The organism is Mycobacterium sp. pUA109 (assembly GCF_041287095.1).
Taxonomy (GTDB): Bacteria; Actinomycetota; Actinomycetes; order Mycobacteriales; family Mycobacteriaceae; genus Mycobacterium.
This window is the reverse complement of record NZ_JBGGKS010000001.1, coordinates 223,956-244,113: the sequence shown is the minus strand read 5'-3', so window position 1 is coordinate 244,113 and position 20,158 is coordinate 223,956. Positions and strand designations below refer to the sequence as shown.

The 20,158-nt window shown below is 71.3% G+C and carries 14 protein-coding genes; 7 read left to right on the top strand and 7 right to left on the bottom strand.

The genetic code is table 11. The annotated features are described in order from the left end of the window. Nucleotides 1-9: 9 nt before the first annotated feature. The gene (locus tag ACAG26_RS01215) at nucleotides 10-579 is read left to right on the top strand and encodes a TetR/AcrR family transcriptional regulator (RefSeq protein ID WP_370478363.1); all 570 of its coding nucleotides are present in this window, start codon (nucleotides 10-12) and stop codon (nucleotides 577-579) included. Between the two features lie 3 nt (nucleotides 580-582). Here ACAG26_RS01215 and ACAG26_RS01210 read toward each other — a convergent pair whose 3' ends face one another. Together ACAG26_RS01210 and ACAG26_RS01205 are read right to left on the bottom strand one after the other, a co-directional pair. Next, on the bottom strand, nucleotides 583-2,955 hold the full coding sequence (locus ACAG26_RS01210; RefSeq protein WP_370478360.1) for a glycoside hydrolase family 65 protein: 2,373 nt from the start codon (nucleotides 2,953-2,955) through the stop codon (nucleotides 583-585). Between the two features lie 9 nt (nucleotides 2,956-2,964). Next, nucleotides 2,965-3,699, bottom strand: coding sequence for a beta-phosphoglucomutase family hydrolase (locus ACAG26_RS01205; RefSeq protein ID WP_370478357.1), 735 nt, complete (start codon nucleotides 3,697-3,699; stop codon nucleotides 2,965-2,967). Nucleotides 3,700-3,809: 110 nt separating this feature from the next. Here ACAG26_RS01205 and guaA point away from each other — a divergent pair, with 110 nt between their 5' ends. The 3 genes from guaA to ACAG26_RS01190 all read left to right on the top strand — a co-directional run bounded on the left by guaA (nucleotide 3,810) and on the right by ACAG26_RS01190 (nucleotide 7,852). Beyond that, nucleotides 3,810-5,381: a glutamine-hydrolyzing GMP synthase gene (guaA, locus tag ACAG26_RS01200; protein WP_370478806.1), complete on the top strand. Its 1,572-nt coding sequence runs from the start codon at nucleotides 3,810-3,812 to the stop codon at nucleotides 5,379-5,381. Nucleotides 5,382-5,603: 222 nt separating this feature from the next. Further along, nucleotides 5,604-6,281, top strand: a complete 678-nt coding sequence (locus ACAG26_RS01195; RefSeq protein ID WP_370478355.1) for a hypothetical protein — start codon at nucleotides 5,604-5,606, stop codon at nucleotides 6,279-6,281. Nucleotides 6,282-6,316: 35 nt separating this feature from the next. Beyond that, nucleotides 6,317-7,852, top strand: coding sequence for a DNA polymerase Y family protein (locus ACAG26_RS01190; protein WP_370478804.1), 1,536 nt, complete (start codon nucleotides 6,317-6,319; stop codon nucleotides 7,850-7,852). A 118-nt stretch (nucleotides 7,853-7,970) separates the two neighbouring features. Here ACAG26_RS01190 and ACAG26_RS01185 read toward each other — a convergent pair whose 3' ends face one another. The 3 genes from ACAG26_RS01185 to ACAG26_RS01175 are packed head-to-tail and all read right to left on the bottom strand — an operon-like array spanning nucleotide 7,971 to nucleotide 11,705. Beyond that, nucleotides 7,971-8,939 (bottom strand): nucleoside hydrolase, encoded by a 969-nt coding sequence (locus ACAG26_RS01185; RefSeq protein WP_370478352.1) that lies wholly within the window; start codon nucleotides 8,937-8,939, stop codon nucleotides 7,971-7,973. Beyond that, entirely contained in the window at nucleotides 8,936-10,945 is a 2,010-nt protein-coding gene (locus ACAG26_RS01180; protein WP_370478350.1) for an SDR family oxidoreductase, read from the bottom strand. Before ACAG26_RS01180 ends, ACAG26_RS01185 begins: the two co-directional genes overlap by 4 nt. Nucleotides 10,946-11,003: 58 nt before the next feature. After that, nucleotides 11,004-11,705, bottom strand: a complete 702-nt coding sequence (locus tag ACAG26_RS01175) for a histidine phosphatase family protein (protein WP_370478347.1) — start codon at nucleotides 11,703-11,705, stop codon at nucleotides 11,004-11,006. A 144-nt stretch (nucleotides 11,706-11,849) separates the two neighbouring features. On the opposite strand from ACAG26_RS01175, the gene ACAG26_RS01170 reads away from it, so the two are divergent. Next, nucleotides 11,850-12,719 carry a MaoC/PaaZ C-terminal domain-containing protein gene (locus ACAG26_RS01170; protein ID WP_370478345.1) on the top strand — a complete coding sequence of 290 codons (870 nt, stop codon included), beginning with the start codon at nucleotides 11,850-11,852 and terminating at the stop codon, nucleotides 12,717-12,719. A 15-nt stretch (nucleotides 12,720-12,734) separates the two neighbouring features. Here ACAG26_RS01170 and otsB read toward each other — a convergent pair whose 3' ends face one another. After that, complete coding sequence (otsB, locus tag ACAG26_RS01165) at nucleotides 12,735-13,979, bottom strand: trehalose-phosphatase (RefSeq protein ID WP_370478343.1); 1,245 nt, start codon at nucleotides 13,977-13,979, stop codon at nucleotides 12,735-12,737. Nucleotides 13,980-14,114: 135 nt separating this feature from the next. Here otsB and ACAG26_RS01160 point away from each other — a divergent pair, with 135 nt between their 5' ends. After that, nucleotides 14,115-15,005 carry a universal stress protein gene (locus ACAG26_RS01160; protein ID WP_370478340.1) on the top strand — a complete coding sequence of 297 codons (891 nt, stop codon included), beginning with the start codon at nucleotides 14,115-14,117 and terminating at the stop codon, nucleotides 15,003-15,005. On the opposite strand, the gene ACAG26_RS01155 is transcribed toward ACAG26_RS01160, so the two are convergent. Further along, nucleotides 15,002-16,453, bottom strand: a complete 1,452-nt coding sequence (locus ACAG26_RS01155) for a wax ester/triacylglycerol synthase family O-acyltransferase (protein WP_370478338.1) — start codon at nucleotides 16,451-16,453, stop codon at nucleotides 15,002-15,004. The two genes, ACAG26_RS01160 and ACAG26_RS01155, sit on opposite strands and share 4 nt — an antisense overlap. A gap of 337 nt (nucleotides 16,454-16,790) precedes the next feature. On the opposite strand from ACAG26_RS01155, the gene ACAG26_RS01150 reads away from it, so the two are divergent. Further along, nucleotides 16,791-20,075 (top strand): error-prone DNA polymerase, encoded by a 3,285-nt coding sequence (locus tag ACAG26_RS01150; RefSeq protein ID WP_370478335.1) that lies wholly within the window; start codon nucleotides 16,791-16,793, stop codon nucleotides 20,073-20,075. Nucleotides 20,076-20,158: the final 83 nt, after the last annotated feature.

Here is a 20,158-nt window from a genome sequence, read left to right as displayed (position 1 = left end):
TGTAGTCGCATGACTACAGCCCGGTCAAGGCGCACCGACGAGCGGCCGCCGGTGGGCCGGGAACAGGTGGCGGCGGCCATCCTGGCCGCCGCCACGGACCTGTTCGCCGAGCGCGGACCGGCGGCGACGTCGATTCGCGACATCGCCGCGGCGGCAAAGGTCAACCACGGGCTGGTGTTTCGCCATTTCGGCACCAAGGAACGGCTGGTCGGGGCGGTGCTGGATCACTTGGGCGCCAGCCTGACCGAGTTACTGAAGCCCGAGGCGTCGCCGCAGGAGGTGGACCGCGCCGTGGACCGGCACCTGCGGGTGATGGCCCGGGCCCTGCTCGACGGCTATCCCGCCGGTCAGCTGCAGAGCCGCTTCCCGAATGTGGCGCTGCTGCTCGAGCAGGTGCAGCCGCGGCACGACAGTGACCGCAGCGCCCGCTTGGCGGTGGCCAATGCCGTGGCGCTGCAACTGGGTTGGCGGCTGTTCGAGCCGTTCCTGCGCTCGGCGGCCGGGATCGCCGACCTCACCGACGCCGATCTCAAGCAGGTGGTGGCGGCCGAGATCGCCCGGATCGTCGAACCGCACTGAGCGCTACGTCGTCGGCACCCGGCCCAGCGTGCGCCGGTGCGCGGGCTGGCGGCCCGGCGGCTGCGCCGGCGGCGGCAGCAGCGGCTGACGGGGGCGCAGCGCAATCGTGCACGGCGCCGCCGTGCTGAGCTCCAGCTCGTCGCCGGCGTGCCGGATGGTCAACGCCGCGTCCGGCCCGTCGCGCAGCGTGTAGCTGACCTCGGCGTGGTTGATGTCCACGGTGAGTCGAAAGCACCTCCAGCGCAACCCGAACCGCAGACCCGAGATGCCGTCGGGCAACTGCGGGTCCAGCGACAGCACGCCCTCGTCGTCGCGGAGCCCACCGAAGCCGGCGACCAGCGCCGTCCACGTTCCGGCCAGCGACGCCATGTGCACCCCGTCGCGGGTGTTCTCATGCAGATCCCGCAGGTCGATCAGCGCCGCCTCGGCGGCGTAGTCGTGGGCCAACTCCAGATGGCCCACGTTGGCGCACATCACCGCCTGGGTGCACGCCGACAGCGACGAGTCGCGTACCGTGCGCCGCTCGTAGTAGTCGACGTTGCGCGCCATCTGCTCGGGGCTGAACGCGTGGCTGCACCACTGCATCGCCAGCACCAGGTCCGCCTGCTTGATCACCTGTGATGCATACAGCCGCACGTAGGGCGCGTGCAGCAGCAGCGGGTAGGCGGTGGTGGCCTCGAAGTCCCACTCGGCCAGCGTGGTGAAACCCGCACACTGCTGGTGTACGCCCAGTTCCTCGTCGTAGGGGATGTGCGCGGCGTCGGCGGCGTCGCGCCAGGCGGCCATCTCCTCGGTGCTCACCCCCATCTCGTGCGCGGCAATGGGGTGGCGCGCGCACGCCTCGGCCGCGACGCGCAGATTGTGGGCCGCCATCAAATTCGTGAACACGTTGTCGCGGACCACGGCGGTGTATTCGTCGGGCCCGGTCACCCCGTCGAGGTGCCAGACGCCGTGTCGGTCATGGTGTCCCAGCGATATCCACAGCCGGGCGGTTTCCACCAGCACCGCCAGCCCGCACTCCCGCTCCAGCGACTCGTCCCCGGTCACAATGCGATACCGCTCGAACGCCATGGCGATGTCGGCGTTGACGTGCCAGGCCGCGGTGCCGGCCGGCCAGTACGCCGAGCACTCCTGCCCGCGGATGGTGCGCCACGGAAACGCCGCGCCGCCCAGACCCAGTTCGCCGGCGCGCTCTCGGGCCAAATCCAGCGTCGAGGCCCGCCAACGCAGCGCGTCGGCGGCCGCGTGCGGTGCGGTGTAAGTGAGCACCGGCAGCACGAATCCCTCGATGTCCCAAAAGGAGTGGCCGTCATAGCCGGTACCGGTCAGGCCCTTGCCGGGGATGGCGCGCCGTTCGGCGCGGACGCTGGCTTGCAGCACGTGGAAAAGTCCGAACCGCACCGCCTGCTGGATCGCGGGGTCGCCTTCGACCTCGACGTCGGCGCAATCCCAGAACGCGTCGAGATATTTGCGTTGGGCATCCAGCAGGCCCTGCCACCCGCTGTAGCGGGCACCGGCCAGGGCCGCGGCGGCCTGATCGCGCAGCGCGGGTCGCGAGCGCAGACTCGACCACCCGTACGCCAGGTACTTGACGATGCGCAGCTGCTGTCCGGCGCGCAGCCCGCAGATCACGATGGTGCGCGCCACGTCGTCTTGGACCTCGGTGGTCACCTCCACCCGCCCGGGCACCTCGACTTCGTGGTCCATCACCGCGGCCATCATCAGCTGGCTGGCCCGGGTGCGATGGATCAGCAGCGAGCGGTGCTCGATGTGCTCGTGTTCGACCGGTTCCAGCGGGCGGTCCAGGATGGCGGACACCCGCGGATCGCCCGAGGTCGGCGGTTGGTCCTCATTGGCGACGAGCTCGGATTGCACTGTCACGCGGGCGAATTCGCCGACCGCCTCGACGACGTACTCGATGGCGGCGACGCCGCGCTGGGCCAGCGATACCAGCCGCGTCGAGGTCACGCGCACCTGCTTGCCCGCCGGCGAGCGCCAATGCGCGCGGCGGGTGAGCGTCCCGGCCCGCAAATCGAGAACCCGCTCGTGGTCGATCAGTTCGCCGTAGCGGACGTCGAACGGCTCATCGTCGACGGTCAGCCGCAGGATCTTGCCGTTGGTGACGTCGACCACCGTTTGGCCGGCTTCCGGATAGCTGTATCCGGCCTCGGCGTAGGGCAGCGGCCGGATTTCGTAAAACGAGTTCAAGTAGGTGCCCGGCAGGCCGTAGGGCTCACCCTCGTCGAGGTTGCCGCGCAACCCGATGTGGCCGTTGGACAGCGCGAACAGCGATTCGGACTGGGCCAGCAGGTCCAGGTCGAGCCGGGTCTCGCGCACCTGCCAGGGCTCGACGGGGAAGGCGTCTTCGGCGAGCATCATCACGCCCTACAGCAGCTCGGCCAGGTCGGTGACCACCACGTCGGCGCCGTGGCGGCGCAGGTCCTCGGCCTGGCCCACCCGGTCGACGCCCACCACGAAACCGAAGTTACCGGCCCGACCGGCCGCCACACCAGCCAGGGCGTCCTCGAACACCGCCGCCGCGGCCGGTGCGATCCGCAGTAGTTGCGCGGCCCGCAGGAACGAGTCCGGGGCCGGCTTGCCGGCCAGATGCTCCTCCCGCAGGGTCACCCCGTCGACCCGGGCGCCGACGAACCGGTCCAGCCCGGTGACCTCCAGCACCTCGCGGGTGTTGGCGCTCGAGGACACCACCGCCACGCCCAGGCCCGCGTCGGTGACCGCCGCCAGGTAGCGCGCCGACCCGTCGAAGACCCGCACCCCCTGGTCGTGCAGCGTGTGTTGAAACACCTGGTTCTTGCGGTTGCCCAGGCCGTGCACGGTCTCGGCGTCGGGCGGATCGGCGGGGCCGCCCTCGGGCAGGTCGATCCCGCGGCTGGTCAAAAAGGAGCGGACGCCGTCTTCGCGTTTCTTGCCGTCGACGAAGCGCAGATAGTCCTCGACCGGGTCGAACGGGACAAACGGTGCACCGGTGCGCGCCGAGCGCTGCCGCAGGTAGGCATCGAACATGCCCGCCCAGGCCTTGGTGTGCACGCTGGCGGTGTCGGTCAACACCCCGTCGAGATCAAACAGGCAGGCGCGCACCGTGTCGGGCAGGCCCAGCATCTCCCCACCTCACTTTCCGCGCTGCGCGCTGACGATCCTCTGCGGCGATACCCACTCCACCATGCCCGATCGGCGGTTTCGCGCCGGTCGCGGGCCCGTCGGCCGCCGCCATTAGACTTCGGAGCGTGTCATCCGCCCCGCCCCGCCCCGTCCTGGTGATCGATTTCGGCGCCCAGTACGCCCAGCTGATCGCCCGGCGGGTCCGCGAGGCGCGGGTGTTCTCCGAGGTGATCCCGCACACCGCGACGGTCGACGAGATCAAGGCCCGCAATCCGTTGGCCATCGTGCTGTCCGGCGGGCCGGCCAGCGTCTACACCGACGGGGCCCCGCAACTGGATCCGGCCCTGTTTGAGCTGGAGGTGCCGGTGTTCGGCATCTGCTACGGCTTCCAGGCCATGGCGCAGGCGTTGGGCGGCACCGTCGCGCGCACCGGCACCAGCGAGTACGGCCGCACCGACATGAAAGTGCTGGGCGGCCGGCTGCATTCGGGACTGTCCGAGACGCGGCCGGTGTGGATGAGTCACGGTGACGCGGTCACCGCGGCGCCGGACGGATTCGAGGTGGTGGCCGCCACCGACGGCGCCCCGGTCGCGGCGTTCGAGAACGTGGACCGGCGGCTGGCCGGGGTGCAGTACCACCCGGAGGTCATCCATACCCCGCACGGCCAGCAGGTGCTCAGCCGGTTCCTGCACGAGTTCGCCGGGATCGACTCCAGTTGGACGGCGGCCAACATCGCCGACGCGCTGGTCGAGCAGGTCCGCGAGCAGATCGGCGACGGTCACGCCATCTGCGGGCTGTCCGGCGGGGTCGACTCCGCGGTCGCCGCGGCGCTGGTGCAGCGTGCCATCGGGGACAAGTTGACCTGTGTGTTCGTCGACCACGGGCTGCTGCGCACCGGCGAACGTGAGCAGGTGGAGCGCGATTTCGTCGCCGCCACCGGCGCACGGCTGGTCACCGTCGACGTCGCCGACACCTTCTTGCAGGCGCTGTCCGGGGTGACCAACCCGGAAGGCAAACGCAAAATCATTGGCCGGCAGTTCATCCGGGCCTTCGAGGGGGCGGTGCGCGACGTCGTGGAGGGCGACGCCGAGGTCAAGTTCCTGGTGCAGGGTACGCTGTACCCGGATGTGGTCGAGTCCGGCGGCGGCGCGGGGACCGCGAACATCAAGAGCCACCACAACGTCGGCGGCCTACCCGACGACCTGAAGTTCACCCTGGTCGAGCCGCTGCGGCTGCTGTTCAAAGACGAGGTGCGGGCGGTCGGTCGCGAGCTGGGCCTTCCGGAGGAAATCGTTGCCCGCCAACCCTTCCCGGGGCCGGGGCTGGGGATCCGGATCGTCGGCGAGGTCACCGCGGCGCGGCTGGACACGCTGCGCCGCGCCGACGAGATCGCCCGCGAGGAGTTGACCGCCGCCGGCCTGGACCACCAGATCTGGCAGTGCCCGGTGGTGTTATTGGCCGATGTCCGGTCGGTCGGGGTGCAGGGCGACGGTCGCACCTACGGGCATCCGATCGTGCTGCGACCGGTGTCCAGCGAGGACGCCATGACCGCCGACTGGACCCGGGTGCCCTACGAGGTGCTGGAGCGGATCTCGACCCGCATCACCAATGAGGTGCCCGAGGTCAACCGGGTGGTGCTGGACGTCACCAGCAAGCCGCCGGGCACCATCGAGTGGGAGTGAGCGGGGGCGGCTTCATATCCGCCGAGCGTGCGTAGTTGTTCCCCCAGACGGCGGTGTAGCTGGCATTCTGCGCACGCTCGCGCAAGCTGATCCAGAGACGTCTGCGACGCATGGGACTGGTGGTGAGCCGCTAGGCGAACCCGGTTGACGATGTCGGTGGGTGAGTGTTCACTGGGCGTATCGAACACGAGTTCGAACAAGGTGTGAACCCGGAGGACAAGCATGACTGCGGCGGTAGCTGTCGACCAGCGGCCCACCAACCGCGCTGAGCAGCTAAAACAGCTGCGCCGGCAGATGGCCGAGATCTCCGGGAAGGCGAGCCCGGGCCGGGGCGGCCAGGCGGCCGCGGCGGACCTGCTGCCGGCCTCGGAAACTTTGCTGCCGATCCCGGATGCGCTGGCTCAAACGCTGCCGGCCGGGTTGCCGCGGGGCACGGTGGCGGTGGCTTCGGGGGCCCGGTCGCTGCCGCTGAGCCTGGTGGCCGCGGTGACGGCCGCCGGCGGCAACGCGGCCATCGTCGGCCAGCCGGACCTCGGGCTGCTGGCCGCCGCGGAGATGGGGGCAGATCTGAGCCGGCTCGCGGTGATCGCCGATCCCGGCAGCGATCCGGTGGAGATCGCCGCGGTGCTCCTCGACGGCATGGATCTGGTGGTGCTGGGCCTGGGTGGGCGCACGGTGCCGTTGACTCGAGCCCGGGCGGTGATGTCCCGGGCTCGCCACCGCGGCTGCACCCTGCTGGTCACCGACGGTGACTGGCAAGGGGCGTCGCTGCGGTTACAGGCCCGGGTCTGCGGCTATGAGACCACCCCCGGCGCCGTCCCCGGGTCGGGGCGAATCGGCAAGGTGCGGTTGGCGATTCGCGTGGGCGGGCGGGCGATCGGCCGGATTGTGAACGAGTGAGTGCGGTGTCCTCCCGGGTACTGGCGATCTGGTGCATGGACTGGCCGGCGGTCGCGGCGGCGGCAGCGGCGGGTCTGCCGGCCACCGCCCCGGTCGCGGTCACCCTGGCCAACCGGGTGATCGCCTGCTCGTCGACGGCCCGGGCCGCCGGGGTGCGGCGCGGGTTGCGCCGCCGCGAGGCGCAGGCCCGCTGCCCGCAGCTGCATGTGGTGACCGCGGACGCCGACCGCGACGCCCGCTGCTTCGAACCGGTGATCGCGGCGGTGGACGATCTGGTGCCCCGCGCCGAGGTGCTGCGGTCCGGGCTGCTGGTGGTGGCGGTGCGCGGGGCGGCCCGGTTTTTCGGCTCCGAGCAGGCGGCGGCCGAGCGGTTGATCGATGCGGTGGCCGCCGCCGGTGCCGAATGTCAGGTCGGGATCGCCGACCAGTTGTCCACCGCGGTGTTCGCCGCGCGCGCCGGCGCCGTGGTGGAACCGGGCGGTGATGCCCGGTTTTTGGCGGGGCTGTCGATCCGGCACCTCGCCGCCGAACCGGCGCTGTCCGGGCCGGGGCGCGACGAGCTGGCGGATCTGCTGTGGCGGATGGGGATTCGCAGTATCGGCCAGTTCGCCGCGCTGTCCCGCACCGACGTGGCCTCCCGGTTCGGCGCCGACGCGGTGACCGCGCATCGGTTCGCCCGCGGCGAGCCGGAACGCGGACCGTCCGGGCGGGAGCCGCCGCGCGACCTCGAGGCCGAGCTGCGCTGCGACCTGCCGATCGACCGGGTGGACGCCGCCGCGTTCGCCGGGCGCTCGCTGGCCGACGCCTTGCATCAGAGGCTGCTGGACGCCGGGGTGGGCTGCATCCGGCTGGCCATCCACGCCGTCACCGCCAACGGCGAGGAACTGACCCGGGTGTGGCGGTGCGCCGAGCCGTTGACCGAGGACGCCACCGCCGACCGGGTGCGCTGGCAGCTGGACGGCTGGCTGAACACCCGGACCCCCGGCGCCAAACCGACCGCCCCGGTGACGCTGCTGCGGCTGCAGCCGGTCGAGGTGGTCGCCGCCGAGGCGCTGCAACTGCCGCTGTGGGGTGGCCTCGGCGAGGAGGATCGGCTCCGCGCCCGCCGGGCGTTGGTGCGGGTGCAGGGCCTGCTCGGTCCGGAGTCGGTGCAGATCCCGGTGCTGTCCGGGGGCCGCGGGCCGGCCGAACGCATCACCTTGACGCCGCTGGGCGATGAGCCGGTGCCGCGCGCCGACCCGCGCCAGCCCTGGCCGGGTCAACTGCCCGAGCCGTCGCCGGCGGTGCTGTGCGACGACCCGGTGGAATTGCTGGACGCCCACGGCAACCCGATCCGGGTCACCGGCCGGGGACTGTTCTCCGCCGACCCGGCGCGGCTGCTGGCCCGCGGTCGGACCGACCGGCTGTGCTGGTGGACCGGGCCCTGGCCGGTCGACGAGCGGTGGTGGGATCCGGACCGGGGCAAGGGCCGCACCGCCCGCGCCCAGGTACTGGTCGACGGCGACCCCGGCAGCGCGCTGCTGCTGTGCTACCGGCAGCGGCGCTGGTATCTGGAGGGGGTCTACGAGTGACCCCGCCCCCCGCCGAGCGTGCGTCCAGGGCGGAAAAACGGCGAAAATCCCGCCGCCAGTGCACGTTCGGCGCGCGGGTCAGCCCAACCTCGCCGCCAGCGCACGTTCGGCGCGTGGGTCAGCCCAGCCGGGCCGCGAACGCGCCGACCCGCTGCACGAACCGGTCGAAGAACGCCGCCGGGTCGACGTCGACCCCGATGTGGGCGTTGGGTTCTTGACCCCAGCGCCCGGACCAGTCGGTGACCGTCATGCCCCGGGTCAGGGTGCCGGTCAGCTCGACGCCCACCGCCGCCGGCCGGGTGGCCACCAGGGCCGGGTCCAGTGCCACCGCCGCGGCCAACGGATCATGCAGGTACGCCAGGTAGCCGTCTCCCCAGTCCCGGTGGGCCTCGAAGTAGAACCGCATCGCGTCCTGCAGTACCCGCAGCAGGGGATTGTTGGTCGAACCCGAAGCGGCCGCCAGCCGGTCGAACAGCGCCGGCGTCGCGACGATCCGCTGGGTGAGCTCCAACCCACACAGGATCGGCAGTTCCGGTGCCGCACCCCAGCCGGCGAACACCTGCGCGGCCGCCTCGGGGTCGACGCTGATGTTCCATTCGGCCACCGGGGTGGTGTTGCCGCGGTAGTCGTAGGCGCCGCCCATGATGACGAGCCGACGCAGCAGCGTGGGCAGCGCCGGTTCGGCGCGCAGCGCCAACGCCACGTTGGTCAGCGGTCCGGTGGCCACCCCGATCAGCCGGCCGGGATGGTCGCGGGCCGCTTGCACCCACGCCGTGGCCGCGTCATAAGAGGTGAGCGCAGCGGTGGCCGGCGGCAGTTCGGCGTAGCCGAGTCCGGCCGGGCCGTGCGCGTCACCGGGCGTCAGCGGGCCGTGCAACGGCCCGTCCGCACCCCGGGACACCGGAACACCGGTCACCCCGCACAGCTGCAGCAAGCCCAGGTTGTTGGCGCAAACCTGGTCGACCGCAACGTTTCCGCCGGTCGAGGCGATGCCCACCAGCTCGGCGTCCGGGCTGGCCAGCAGGTACACCAGCGCCAGCGCGTCGTCGACCCCGGTGTCGACGTCGACGAAGACCGGGTGGCTCACCAGTGCACGCCGGGCACCAGGCGGGCCGCCCGCCGCACCGGCCGGGGCACCCGCACCCGCGCGATGGCCCGGGTCGGGCGTTTGGGTCGGCGCGGCGGCGTCGGCGCCACGTCGGGCTCGGCCGGTGCCAGCCCGCGCGCCGCCGCCGAATCCGGGTAGCCCAAATACAGCTGGTGCAGGATCCGCCGCGACAGCCGCGGGGTGAAGTAATTGCCGGCCTCGGCCAGCGTGCCGGTTGGGGTGTCGATCCGGGCCGGCTTCTCCACCAGCCCGCGCACCACCATCGCGGCCGCGTGCTCGGCACTGATCGGCGGCACCGGGTTGAGCCGGCGTGACGGCGCGATCATCGGGGTGGCCACCAGCGGCATGTGGATGTTGGTGAACGTGATGTGATCCGACAGCGTCTCGGTGGACACCACCTCGGCGAACGCGTCCAGCGCGGCCTTACTCGGCAGGTACGCACTGTATTTCGGGCTGCGGGCCTGCACGCCGGCGCTGGACACGTTGACCACGTGGCCGAACCGGCGCTCCCGCCAGTGCGGCAGCAGCGCCAGCGTCATCCGCACCGCGCCGAAGTAGTTGACCGCCATCACCCGCTCGTAGTCGTGCAACCGGTCGGTGGAGTGGATCACCGACCGGCGGATCGACCGGCCGGCATTGTTGACCAGGTAGTCGACGTGGTCGAACCGGCCCAGGATGTCCTTGATCGTGTGGTCCACCGACGCCGAATCGGTGACGTCGCACGTGAACGCGTACGCCGTGCCGCCGGCCGCGCGGATCTCGGCGATCAGATCGTCGAGCGCTTCGGCGTTGCGGGCCAGCGCGAACACCGTGGCGCCCCGTTCGGCGACCGCGAGCGCCGAGGCGCGGCCGATGCCGCTGGACGCGCCGGTGATGATGACGTGCCGACCGACCAGCGGCCCGGCCGGGTCGTCGCGGCGGGCCCGGTCCGGATCCAGCCGCTCGGCCCAGTACCGCCACAGCCGCGGCGCGTAGCTGGCGAACTCGGGAACCTCGATCCCGGTGCCGCGCAACGCCGCCCGGGTCGCCTCGGCGGTGAACGTGGGGGCCAGGTCGACGACGTCGAGCAGCTCCGGGGGGATCCCCAGCTGGGTGGCCGCCATATTGCGCCACACCTTGGCCCGGCCCCGGGCCCGCAGCACCGGCGCGGCCACCGAGCGGGGCAGCGACGCGCGCAGCGGCGGCAGGCCCGCCTCGGCGGCGACACCGCGGTAGATGCCGCGCAGCCCGATCGTCGTCGGTGCGGTCAGGTGGAAGGTCCGCCCGTCGCAGCCCTCGGCGTGCATCAGCGCGACCAGCGCGTCGACGACGTAGTCGACCGGGACCACGTTGGTGCGCCCGGTGTCGGGCAGCGCCATCGGGGTGAACCGGGGCAACACCGCCAGCTTGGCCAGCACCGGAAAGAAGTAGTAGGGCCCGTCGACCTTGTCCATCTCCCCGGTGCGTGAATCGCCCACCACCACCGCCGGGCGGTAGACCCGGTAGCGCAGCCCCGGCGTCGAGCGGACCAGCAGCTCGGCCTCGAACTTCGTCTGGTGATACGGCGTCGGCAGCCGCTGGCCGACGTCGAAATCGTCCTCGGTGTATTCGCCGCGGAAGTCGCCGGCGACCGAGATCGACGACACGTGGTGCAGCGTCGCGTCCAGGCGACGGGCCAGCCCGATCACCGCGCGGGTGCCGTCCACATTGGCCGCGCGCTGCTCGGCCTCGCCGGCGGTCAAATCGTAGATCGCCGCGCAGTGCACCACGTGGCTGACCGCGCCGAGCTCGGTGATCACCGCGTCGGTCAACCCGAGATCGGCGGCGGTGAGGTCCCCGACCAGCGGTTTCGCCCGGGCACCCCAGCCCGCGGCCAGTTTTTCGAAGCGGCCCAGGGAGCCGCGGCGGACCAGGACCCACACCTCGGCGTCGGGACGGGTGGCCAACAGCTGGGACACCACGCGGCGACCGATAAACCCGGTACCGCCGGTAACGACATAGCGCATGCGAGTCATCGTCGCCCCCGGCCGGGCCTACGTCAACACGATGTGACGCAGTAGTCCATTAATTGAAGGTGCGGATGCCGTCCCAATCGGTCAGCGTCCAGCCGGTGGCCGGGCTGCCGGTGATCACCACCCGCCCGACATTCGGCAACGGGTGGTCGCTGAGCAGGCTGTCCTTGGGGTTTTTGACGTTCATCAGCGTCCAGACCATGATCGCGGCGCCGTGGGCGAACGCCACCGGCTTGGCGTCGCCGCTGGCGTAGATCTTCTGGACGGCGGCACCGAACTGGTCGTTGAACGCGTCGCCGTCGATCGAACCCGGGATGGCGTTGGCGCGGTCGCCGCGCAGCCACTGTTTGGGCGCCAGTAGATAGGTGGAGTCCGCCCGCGCCGACGGGCCGCCGTCATACCAGCCGGCGTCGATCTCGCGCAGGCCCGGCAGCACCTCCACCCGGCGACCCAGCTCGTGCGCCAGCGGCGCGGCGGTCTGTTGGGCGCGCGCCATCGAGGAGGCATAGACGCCGTCGTACCCGTTGCGGCTGAGCTGATGGGCGATCTGGTCGGCCTGTTTTTTGCCCTCCGGGGTCAGGCCCGGACCGGGCATGTCGGTGTCGATGATGCCGTCGGCGTTGGCTTCCGACTGACCGTGCCGGATGAAGGTCAAGGTGATGGTGCGCACGCGCGGGGTGCCGCTGCAGGCGGCGAGGACGATCGCCGCGGCGACGATCGCCGCCGCTTTCCAGATGACGGTCCGGTTGGGCATGGCGATAGCCTGCCTTGCCGGCGACGCCGGCGGGGCGGATTCGTTTCGGTTGGGGCGAATTTGTGACGGCGGTAACGCTGCGGCCCGCGCCGATGGTGGAATGGAGCCGGCCCGTCCACGTGATGCCGTCGCAAAGGAGATTCCATGCCGATCGATCCCACCGCCATCGGCGCCACCACCGAACCGACGCTGTTCGAGTGGACCGACCGGGACACCATGCTCTACGCGCTCGGGGTGGGCGCGGGAACCGAGGACCTGGCCTACACCACCGACAACAGCCACGGGATCGCCCAGCAGGTGCTGCCCACCTACGCGGTGATCTGCTGCATGGGCTTTGCGGCGGCCGCCAAGATCGGGGACTTCGACTTCAGCCAACTGCTGCACGGTTCGCAGCAGATCCGGTTGTTCGCGCCGCTGCCGCCGGCCGGTCGCCTCAGCGTGGTCGCCGAGGTGGCCGACATTCAGGACAAGGGGGAGGGCAAAAACGCGATCGTCATGCTGCGGGCCCGTGGCACCGATCCCACCACGCAGGACGTGATCGCCGAAACCTTGACCACGGCGGTGATCCGCGGCGCCGGCGGCTTCGGGGGCGCGCCCGGCCAGCGGCCCGCGGCGCCGGAGATCCCGGACCGCGACCCCGACGCGCGGGTCGCCTACCCCACCCGCGACGACCAGGCGCTGCTCTACCGGCTGTCCGGTGACCGCAACCCGCTGCACAGCGACCCGTGGTTCGCCCAGACCCTGGCCGGTTTCCCCAAGCCGATCCTGCACGGGCTGTGCAGCTACGGCTTCGCCGGGCGCGCGTTGCTCGCCGAGTTGGCCGGCGGTGAGGCCGCCAAGATCACCAGCATCGCCGCGCGTTTCAGCGCGCCGGTGTTCCCCGGCGAGACGCTGACCACCTCGATCTGGCGCACCGAGCCGGGCCGGGCGGTGTTCCGCACCGAAGCCGCCGCACCCGACGGCACCGGGGCGCGGGTGGTGCTCGACGACGGCGCGGTCGAGTACCGTCCCTAGCGTCGCCCGCGTCCGTTACGCCCGGTGGGCGTGGAGCCGGTCGGCGAGTCGCTGGGTGAACTCGCGGACCCGCGCGGGACTGTCCAGCGCGTAGCGCGCCGCGGTGGCGCGGTCCCCGTCGTCGGTGTGGCGGACCACGATTCCGATGCCGTCCCGGCGGATCGCGTCGAAGGCGTCCTCGTCGGTGATGTCGTCGCCGAGATACATCGGCACCAGTGGCCCGGCGGCCACCCGCTCGATGATCCAGCGCAGCGTTTTGCCCTTGTCCCAGTCGATATCGGGGCGCAGCTCGATTACTTCTCGGCCGGTGGTCACCCGAAGCGCGTAGTGGCGACCGGCGGCGCGCACCGCCGCGGCCACCGCGCCGACGTGCTCGCGGGCCGCGTTGCGGTAGTGCACGGCCACGGCAAAACGCTTGTGTTCCACCGCAACACCGGCGATGCCGCCGAGTTGGGTGCGCAACTGCCCGGCGGCCTCGGTCAGCACCGGGATGGCGGCCGCCGCGGCGTCGTTCTGGTGGTGCGCATCGTCGGGGCCGATCAGCTCGAAGCCGTGGCTGCCCGCATACCAGATCCCGGGCACCCCGATCCGCTCGCGGACGTCGGCCAGGTCGCGGCCGCTGAGCACCGCGACCGGGCATTGGGCGGCCAACCGGTGCAGGGCCTCGCCGGCGCCCTCGGTCAGCCGCGCCGAGTCGGGGTCGTCGACGATGTCGGACAGGGTGCCGTCGAAGTCGAAGAACACCGCGGGCCGCGGGACGGCCCCCGCGTCATCCAGCAGCGCCGACATCGCGTCGGGAAGCGCCGACATGCGCTGGTCGCCGGTGCGCACGTCGACCTCACCCAGCTCGGTGACCACCGCATCGGCGCCGCGGTCGCGCAGCGCGTCCGCGTGGCGCCCGGTCGTGTCGAGCCCGATCACCAGGGCGAAGCCGCCGGTGCGCGCCAAGGCGATGGTTTCCTCCGCGTCGTCGATCACCACGCAGCGGCCCGGCCGCGCGCCCACCCGCTGGGCCGCCTCGGCCAACCCGAGCCCACGCCCGTCGACGCCGACATCGACCAGGCCCGAAAGTCCCACGGCGGCCGGCGCATCGGCGCACCCGCGGTCCGACGTGAACACCGCGGTGCCGACGCCGGCGTCGCGCAGCTGTCGCAGCAGCGCCTCCGTCGAGCCGGATACCGGCGCCCCGGTGTCGGTCACCACGGCGTCGAGGCCGAACAGCACCGCGTCGTGGCGGCGCGGGTCGATGGTGACCGGCACGGTGGTGGCCCCTTTCGTCGGGTTTCTCCACCTACGGTAGCGGCGCCGCAGCAAACGGCGCGCGGCGCGGATCCGGCGTCGTACCGTGGTAGCGGTAGCGCTCTGATCGCCACAGAACCGGAGAAGGAGAACGAGATGTCCGCCCCGGTCACGCATCGCGGCATCCTGGTCGGTGTCGACGGATCCCCGTCGTCGGCCGCGGCGGTGGACTGGGCGGCCCGGGACGCGGTGATGCGCGGTGCGTCGCTGGCGTTGGTGCACATCCTGGCCCCGCCGGTGGTGATGACCTTCCCGGAGACCCCGATGCCGCCCGGCTACGCCGAATGGCAGGAAGAGCAGGGGCAGCGGCATATTCGCGACGCGCTCGAACTTGTGCAGGGCCGTACCGGGCCGGCCGGGCCGCTGCAGGTCAGCGGCGAGACCATGATCGGATCGACGGTGCCCACCCTGGTCGAGTTGAGCACCCAGGCCGCGATGATCGTGGTCGGGTGCCGCGGTCATGGTCGGTTGCGGCGCAGCCTGCTGGGTTCGGTCAGCTCCTCCCTGGTCCGGCACGCGCACTGCCCGGTCGCGGTCATCCACGACTGGGAGGATCCGCTGGTGCCCGACCCTGGCCAGGCCCCGGTGGTGGTCGGGATCGACGGGTCACCGGTGTCGGAGGCGGCCACGGCGCTGGCGTTCGAGGAAGCCTCCTTCCGGGGGGTGGAGTTGGTGGCGGTGTATGCCTGGCACGACGTCAGCGTGTTCGAGTTCCCCGGCGCCGACGTCGCGGCCATGCAGGCCGACGGCGAGCTGGTGCTCGCCGAGCGGCTGGCGGGTTGGCAGGAGCGCTACCCCGATGTCACCGTGCGGCGGGTGGTGGCCTGTGATCGGCCGGCCGACCAGCTGATCGAGCAGTCCCAGTCCGCGCAGCTGGTGGTGGTCGGCAGCCACGGTCGCGGCGGGTTCACCGGGATGTTGTTGGGCTCGGTGAGCACGGCGGTGGTGCAGTCGGCGCGGGTGCCGGTGATCGTCGCCCGCCCTTAGGCGCTGGAGGGGCGCCGCGCGCCGCCCGCGACGGCCGCCGATGCGTCGCGTCGCTGCCCGGGGGCGTGCGGAAACAGCAGTACCGAGTCGCGGCTCAGGGCAACCAGCCGTGCCACCGCCAGCGCGATACCGTCGGCGAGTTTCTCCACGTCGGCCGCCGCGTCGTAATCGGCGGTGATACCGAACACCAGCTCATCGGCATAGCTCAATACCGCGACCCCGGTGCGCAATTGCAGCGCGATCGGCGGGACCGGCAACACGCTCAGCACCCGATGCCCCATGATCTGCAGGCGGTGGCGCGGCCCGGGCACATTGGTCGCCAACGTCACGATGCCGCGTTGCGGGAGTCGGGTCAGCAGCCGAATCGCCCAGGAAGACACCATGAACGGAATGTGGTTGGCCGCAGACACGATGACCCTGCCCGCTTGACGCTGTCCGCCCTGTTTGGTCCGGGTCAACCGGGTATGCACCGTTCGCAGCTGCTCGACGGGGTCGTCCTGGTCGACGGGCAGGTACGGCAGCATGACCGAGATGCGATTGTCGGGTGTGTCGAGCGCGTCCGCCGAGCGCACCGACACCGGCACCAGGGTGCGCAGCGAATCCGGCCGCGGCTGCTCGCCGCGATGGAGCAGCACCGTGCGGAACCCCTCGGTGATCGCGGCCAGGGCCACGTCGTTGATGGTCACGTCGAACCGGCGACAGACGTTTTCCACATCGGCGAGGGGGACCTGGACCGCGCGATAGCGGCGCATCGCGGTGACCGGGCCGATCAGCGACGACCTGGCCGCCGGCCGGGCCAAGCCGACGGCAATTTCGGCGGCGCCGCCGAGTGCTCGTGCGGCGGTATCGGCGGCCGCCGAAGCCACCCGCCACACGCTGTGCGCCCACCGCGACGGGTTCAGGTCCGGCAGCTGCGGACGACGCGATGGCGGGATGGTGGCCCGGTTCGCAGCGCCGGGAGCCGCGACCACGTTGCCGCCGGTGGCGTCACACAACCCGGTGAGGATGCGCGTCGCCGACACTCCGTCGGCCATGCAGTGATGAATCTTCATCAGCATCGCCCACCGGTTGCCCGCCAGGCCTTCAATGATCCAGCACTCCCACAGGGGGCGGGTCCGGTCCAGGCGGCGCTCCATCAGGTCGGCGACGACCCGGTACAGCTCGGTGTCATCGCCGGGGCGGGGGACGGCGATGCGTCGCACATGACGGGAGATATCGAATCCCGGATCATCGACCCACTCGGGGGCGCCCATGTCGAAGGGGAACACCCGCAGCACTTGGGTGCACCGCGGTATCGTCCGAATCCGCTCGGCCAGTGTGGTCTTCAGCCGGGCGTAGTCGGGAGCGGAACCGTCTAACACGGCGATTCCGCCGATCGCCAGGCTGACGTGCCGATCGGCGTCTTCAGCCTTCAAAAAGCTCGCGTCGAGCGTTGTCAGTTGATTCATGGCCCGTCACCGCTGTCCGTCTCGGAGGTGAATATGAGTATCCGGTCTAGCTCCTGACGGCGATAGGTCCAGGACGTTAAATACATGTCAACAAACAGAAACCGACGTAAACAGCTGGGAATCGGCTGTCAGATTACCGGAACAAATTGTGTCGCAACATGTTTGCGGCAGTTATCAATCCCGGGTGTTCAGCGGTCTTGGTGCGAACGTTCAAGTTGGCCGCCCGGCGGCACTGCCGTCGCCGCCACGGTGGCCCTGGGCCCGCTCTCCCGGAGGTTTCGAGGGCGGCCAGAGGCGCGCGGGAGTTATTCGAACATGAGTTCGATACACTGGCGGGGTGGGCTGGGGCAACGGGCCGCCGAGCTGGGCGGAGATGGAGCGGGTGCTCGACGGCAAACCGCGCCGCGCCGGCACGCCGCTGGGCGGCGAGCCGGAACACGACGACGGGCCCCGGTCCCGTAAACGGGGGGCCTACCACGGCGCCGACGGCACCCCGCCGGTCCGCTCGACCGTCGCCTACGCCGAGCTGCACGCGCATTCGGCGTACAGCTTCCTCGACGGGGCCAGCACCCCCGAGGAACTGGTCGAGGAGGCCGCGCGGCTGGATTTGCGCGGCATCGCGTTGACCGACCACAACGGGTTGTACGGGGTGGTGCGGTTCGCCGAGGCGGCCGCCGAACTGGGCATCGCCACCGTGTTCGGCGCCGAACTGTCGTTGGGGTCGGCGGCGCGCACCGAGCACCCCGATCCGCCGGGCCCGCATCTGCTGGTGCTGGCCCGCGGCCCGGAGGGGTATCGACGGTTGTCGCGCCAGCTGGCCGCGGCGCACCTGGCCGGCGGCGAGAAGGGCAAGCTGCGGTTCGACCTCGACGCGCTGGCGAATGCGGCGGACGGGCACTGGCAGATCCTCACCGGGTGCCGCAAAGGCCATGTCCGCCAAGCCCTGACCGACGGCGGACCGGATGCGGCGGCGACGGCGCTGGCCGATCTGGTGGACCGGTTCGGGGCGGAGCGGGTCAGCGTCGAGCTGACCTGCCACGGCCAGCCGCGCGACGACGAGCGCAACGCCGCGTTGGCGGCGCTGGCGCCGCGCTTCGGTCTCGGGGTAATCGCTACCACCGGCGCGCATTTCGCGGCGCCGTCGCGGGCGCGGCTGGCGATGGCGATGGGCGCGATCCGGGCCCGGCAATCCCTGGATTCGGCCGCCGGCTGGCTGGCCCCGCTGGGCGGCGCGCATCTGCGGTCCGGTGCGGAGATGGCCCGGCTGTTCGCCTGGTGTCCGGAGGTGGTGACCGCCGCGGCCGAACTCGGTGAGCAGTGCGCGTTCCCGCTGCAGCTGATCGCCCCGCAGCTGCCGCCGTTTGACGTCCCGCCCGGGCACACCGAGGACAGCTGGCTGCGGGAGCTGACGATGGCCGGTGCCCGGCGGCGCTACGGCCCGCCGTCCCGGGCCGCGACGGCGTACGCCCAGATCGAGCACGAACTGAACGTCATTGCCCAGCTGACGTTTCCGGGATATTTCCTGGTGGTGCACGACATCACCGCATTCTGTCAGCGCAACGACATCCTGTGTCAGGGCCGGGGGTCGGCGGCCAACTCGGCGGTCTGCTACGCCCTCGGTGTCACCGCGGTGGACCCGGTGGCCAACGAGTTGTTGTTCGAGCGGTTCTTATCGCCCGCCCGGGACGGGCCGCCGGACATCGACATCGACATCGAATCCGACCAGCGGGAAAAGGTCATCCAGTACGTCTACGACAAATACGGTCGCGACTACGCCGCGCAGGTCGCCAACGTCATCACCTACCGGGGCCGCAGCGCGGTGCGCGACATGGCCCGGGCGCTGGGGTTCTCCCAAGGCCAGCAGGACGCCTGGAGCAAACAGATCAGCCGCTGGAGTGGGGTAGGACCCGACACCGACGGCATCCCCGAGCCGGTGATCGACCTGGCCACCCAGATCACCAACCTGCCGCGGCATTTGGGTATTCACTCCGGGGGCATGGTGATCTGCGACCGGCCGATCGCCGACGTGTGCCCGGTGGAGTGGGCGCGGATGGAAAACCGCAGCGTGTTGCAGTGGGACAAAGACGACTGCGCGGCAATCGGTTTGGTGAAGTTCGACCTGCTTGGCCTGGGCATGCTCTCGGCGCTGCACTACGCGAAAGACCTGGTTGCCGAACACCAGGGCATCGAGGTGGACCTGGCCAAAATCGACCTGTCCGAGCCGGCGGTGTATGCGATGTTGTCCCGCGCCGATTCGGTCGGGGTGTTCCAGGTGGAGTCGCGCGCCCAGATGGCCACCCTGCCGCGGTTAAAACCGCGCGAGTTCTACGACCTGGTGGTGGAGGTGGCGCTGATCCGGCCCGGGCCGATCCAGGGCGGCTCGGTGCACCCCTACATCCGGCGGCGCAACGAGATCGACCCGGTCGTCTACGACCACCCGTCGATGGAGCCGGCGCTGCGGAAAACGCTGGGGGTGCCGCTGTTTCAGGAACAGCTGATGCAGCTCGCCGTCGACTGCGCCGGGTTTTCGGCCGCCGAAGCCGACCAGCTGCGCCGCGCGATGGGCTCCAAACGGTCCACCGAACGGATGCGGCGGCTGCGCACCCGGTTCTACGACGGGATGCGCGAGCTGCACGGCATCACCGGCGAGGTCGCCGAGCGGATCTACGAAAAGCTGGAAGCCTTCGCCAATTTCGGTTTCCCCGAAAGCCACGCGCTGTCGTTCGCCGCGCTGGTGTTCTACTCGGCGTGGTTCAAGCTGCATCACCCGGCGGCGTTTTGCGCCGCGCTGCTGCGCGCCCAGCCGATGGGTTTCTACTCGCCGCAGTCGCTGGTGGCCGACGCCCGCCGGCACGGCGTGGTGGTGCACGGCCCGTGCGTCAACGCCAGCCTGCCGCACGCCACCTTGGAGCGTGACGGCACCCAGGTGCGGCTGGGGTTGGCGGCGGTTCGGCACCTCGGCGACGCACTGGCCGAGCAGCTGGTCGCAGAACGACAGGCCCACGGCCCGTTCGCGTCCCTGCTGGATCTGACCGGCCGGGTGCGGCTTTCGGTGCCGCAGACCGAAGCGTTGGCCACCGCCGGCGCGTTGGGATGCTTCGGGATCACCCGCCGCGAGGCGCTGTGGGCGGCCGGGGCGGCCGCCACGGGGCGGCCCGACCGGCTGCCCGGGGTGGGCTCCAGCTCGCACATCCCGGCGCTGCCGGGGATGAGCGAGCTGGAGCTGGCCGCCGCCGACGTGTGGGCCACCGGCATCTCGCCGGACAGCTACCCGACCCAATTCCTGCGGGCCGACCTCGATGCGCTCGGGGTGATCCCCGCCGACCAGTTGACCAGCGTGCCCGACGGCACCCGGGTGCTGATCGCCGGCGCGGTCACCCACCGGCAGCGGCCCGCGACCGCCCAAGGGGTGACCTTCGTGAACCTGGAAGACGAGACCGGGATGGTCAACGTGCTGTGCACCCCGGGGGTGTGGGCGCGCCACCGCAAGCTGGCGCAGACCGCGTCGGCGCTGCTGATCCGCGGTCAGCTGCAAAACGCCAGCGGTGCGGTCACCGTGGTCGCCGAGCGGCTGGGCCGGCTCACCCTGGCGACGGGATCGAAGTCCCGCGACTTCCGCTGAGGCCGCGAACGTGCGTCCACGGCGGAAATCGCGCCGAAATCCCGCCCTGGACGCACGTTCGGCGCCAACGGCGCGCGACGACG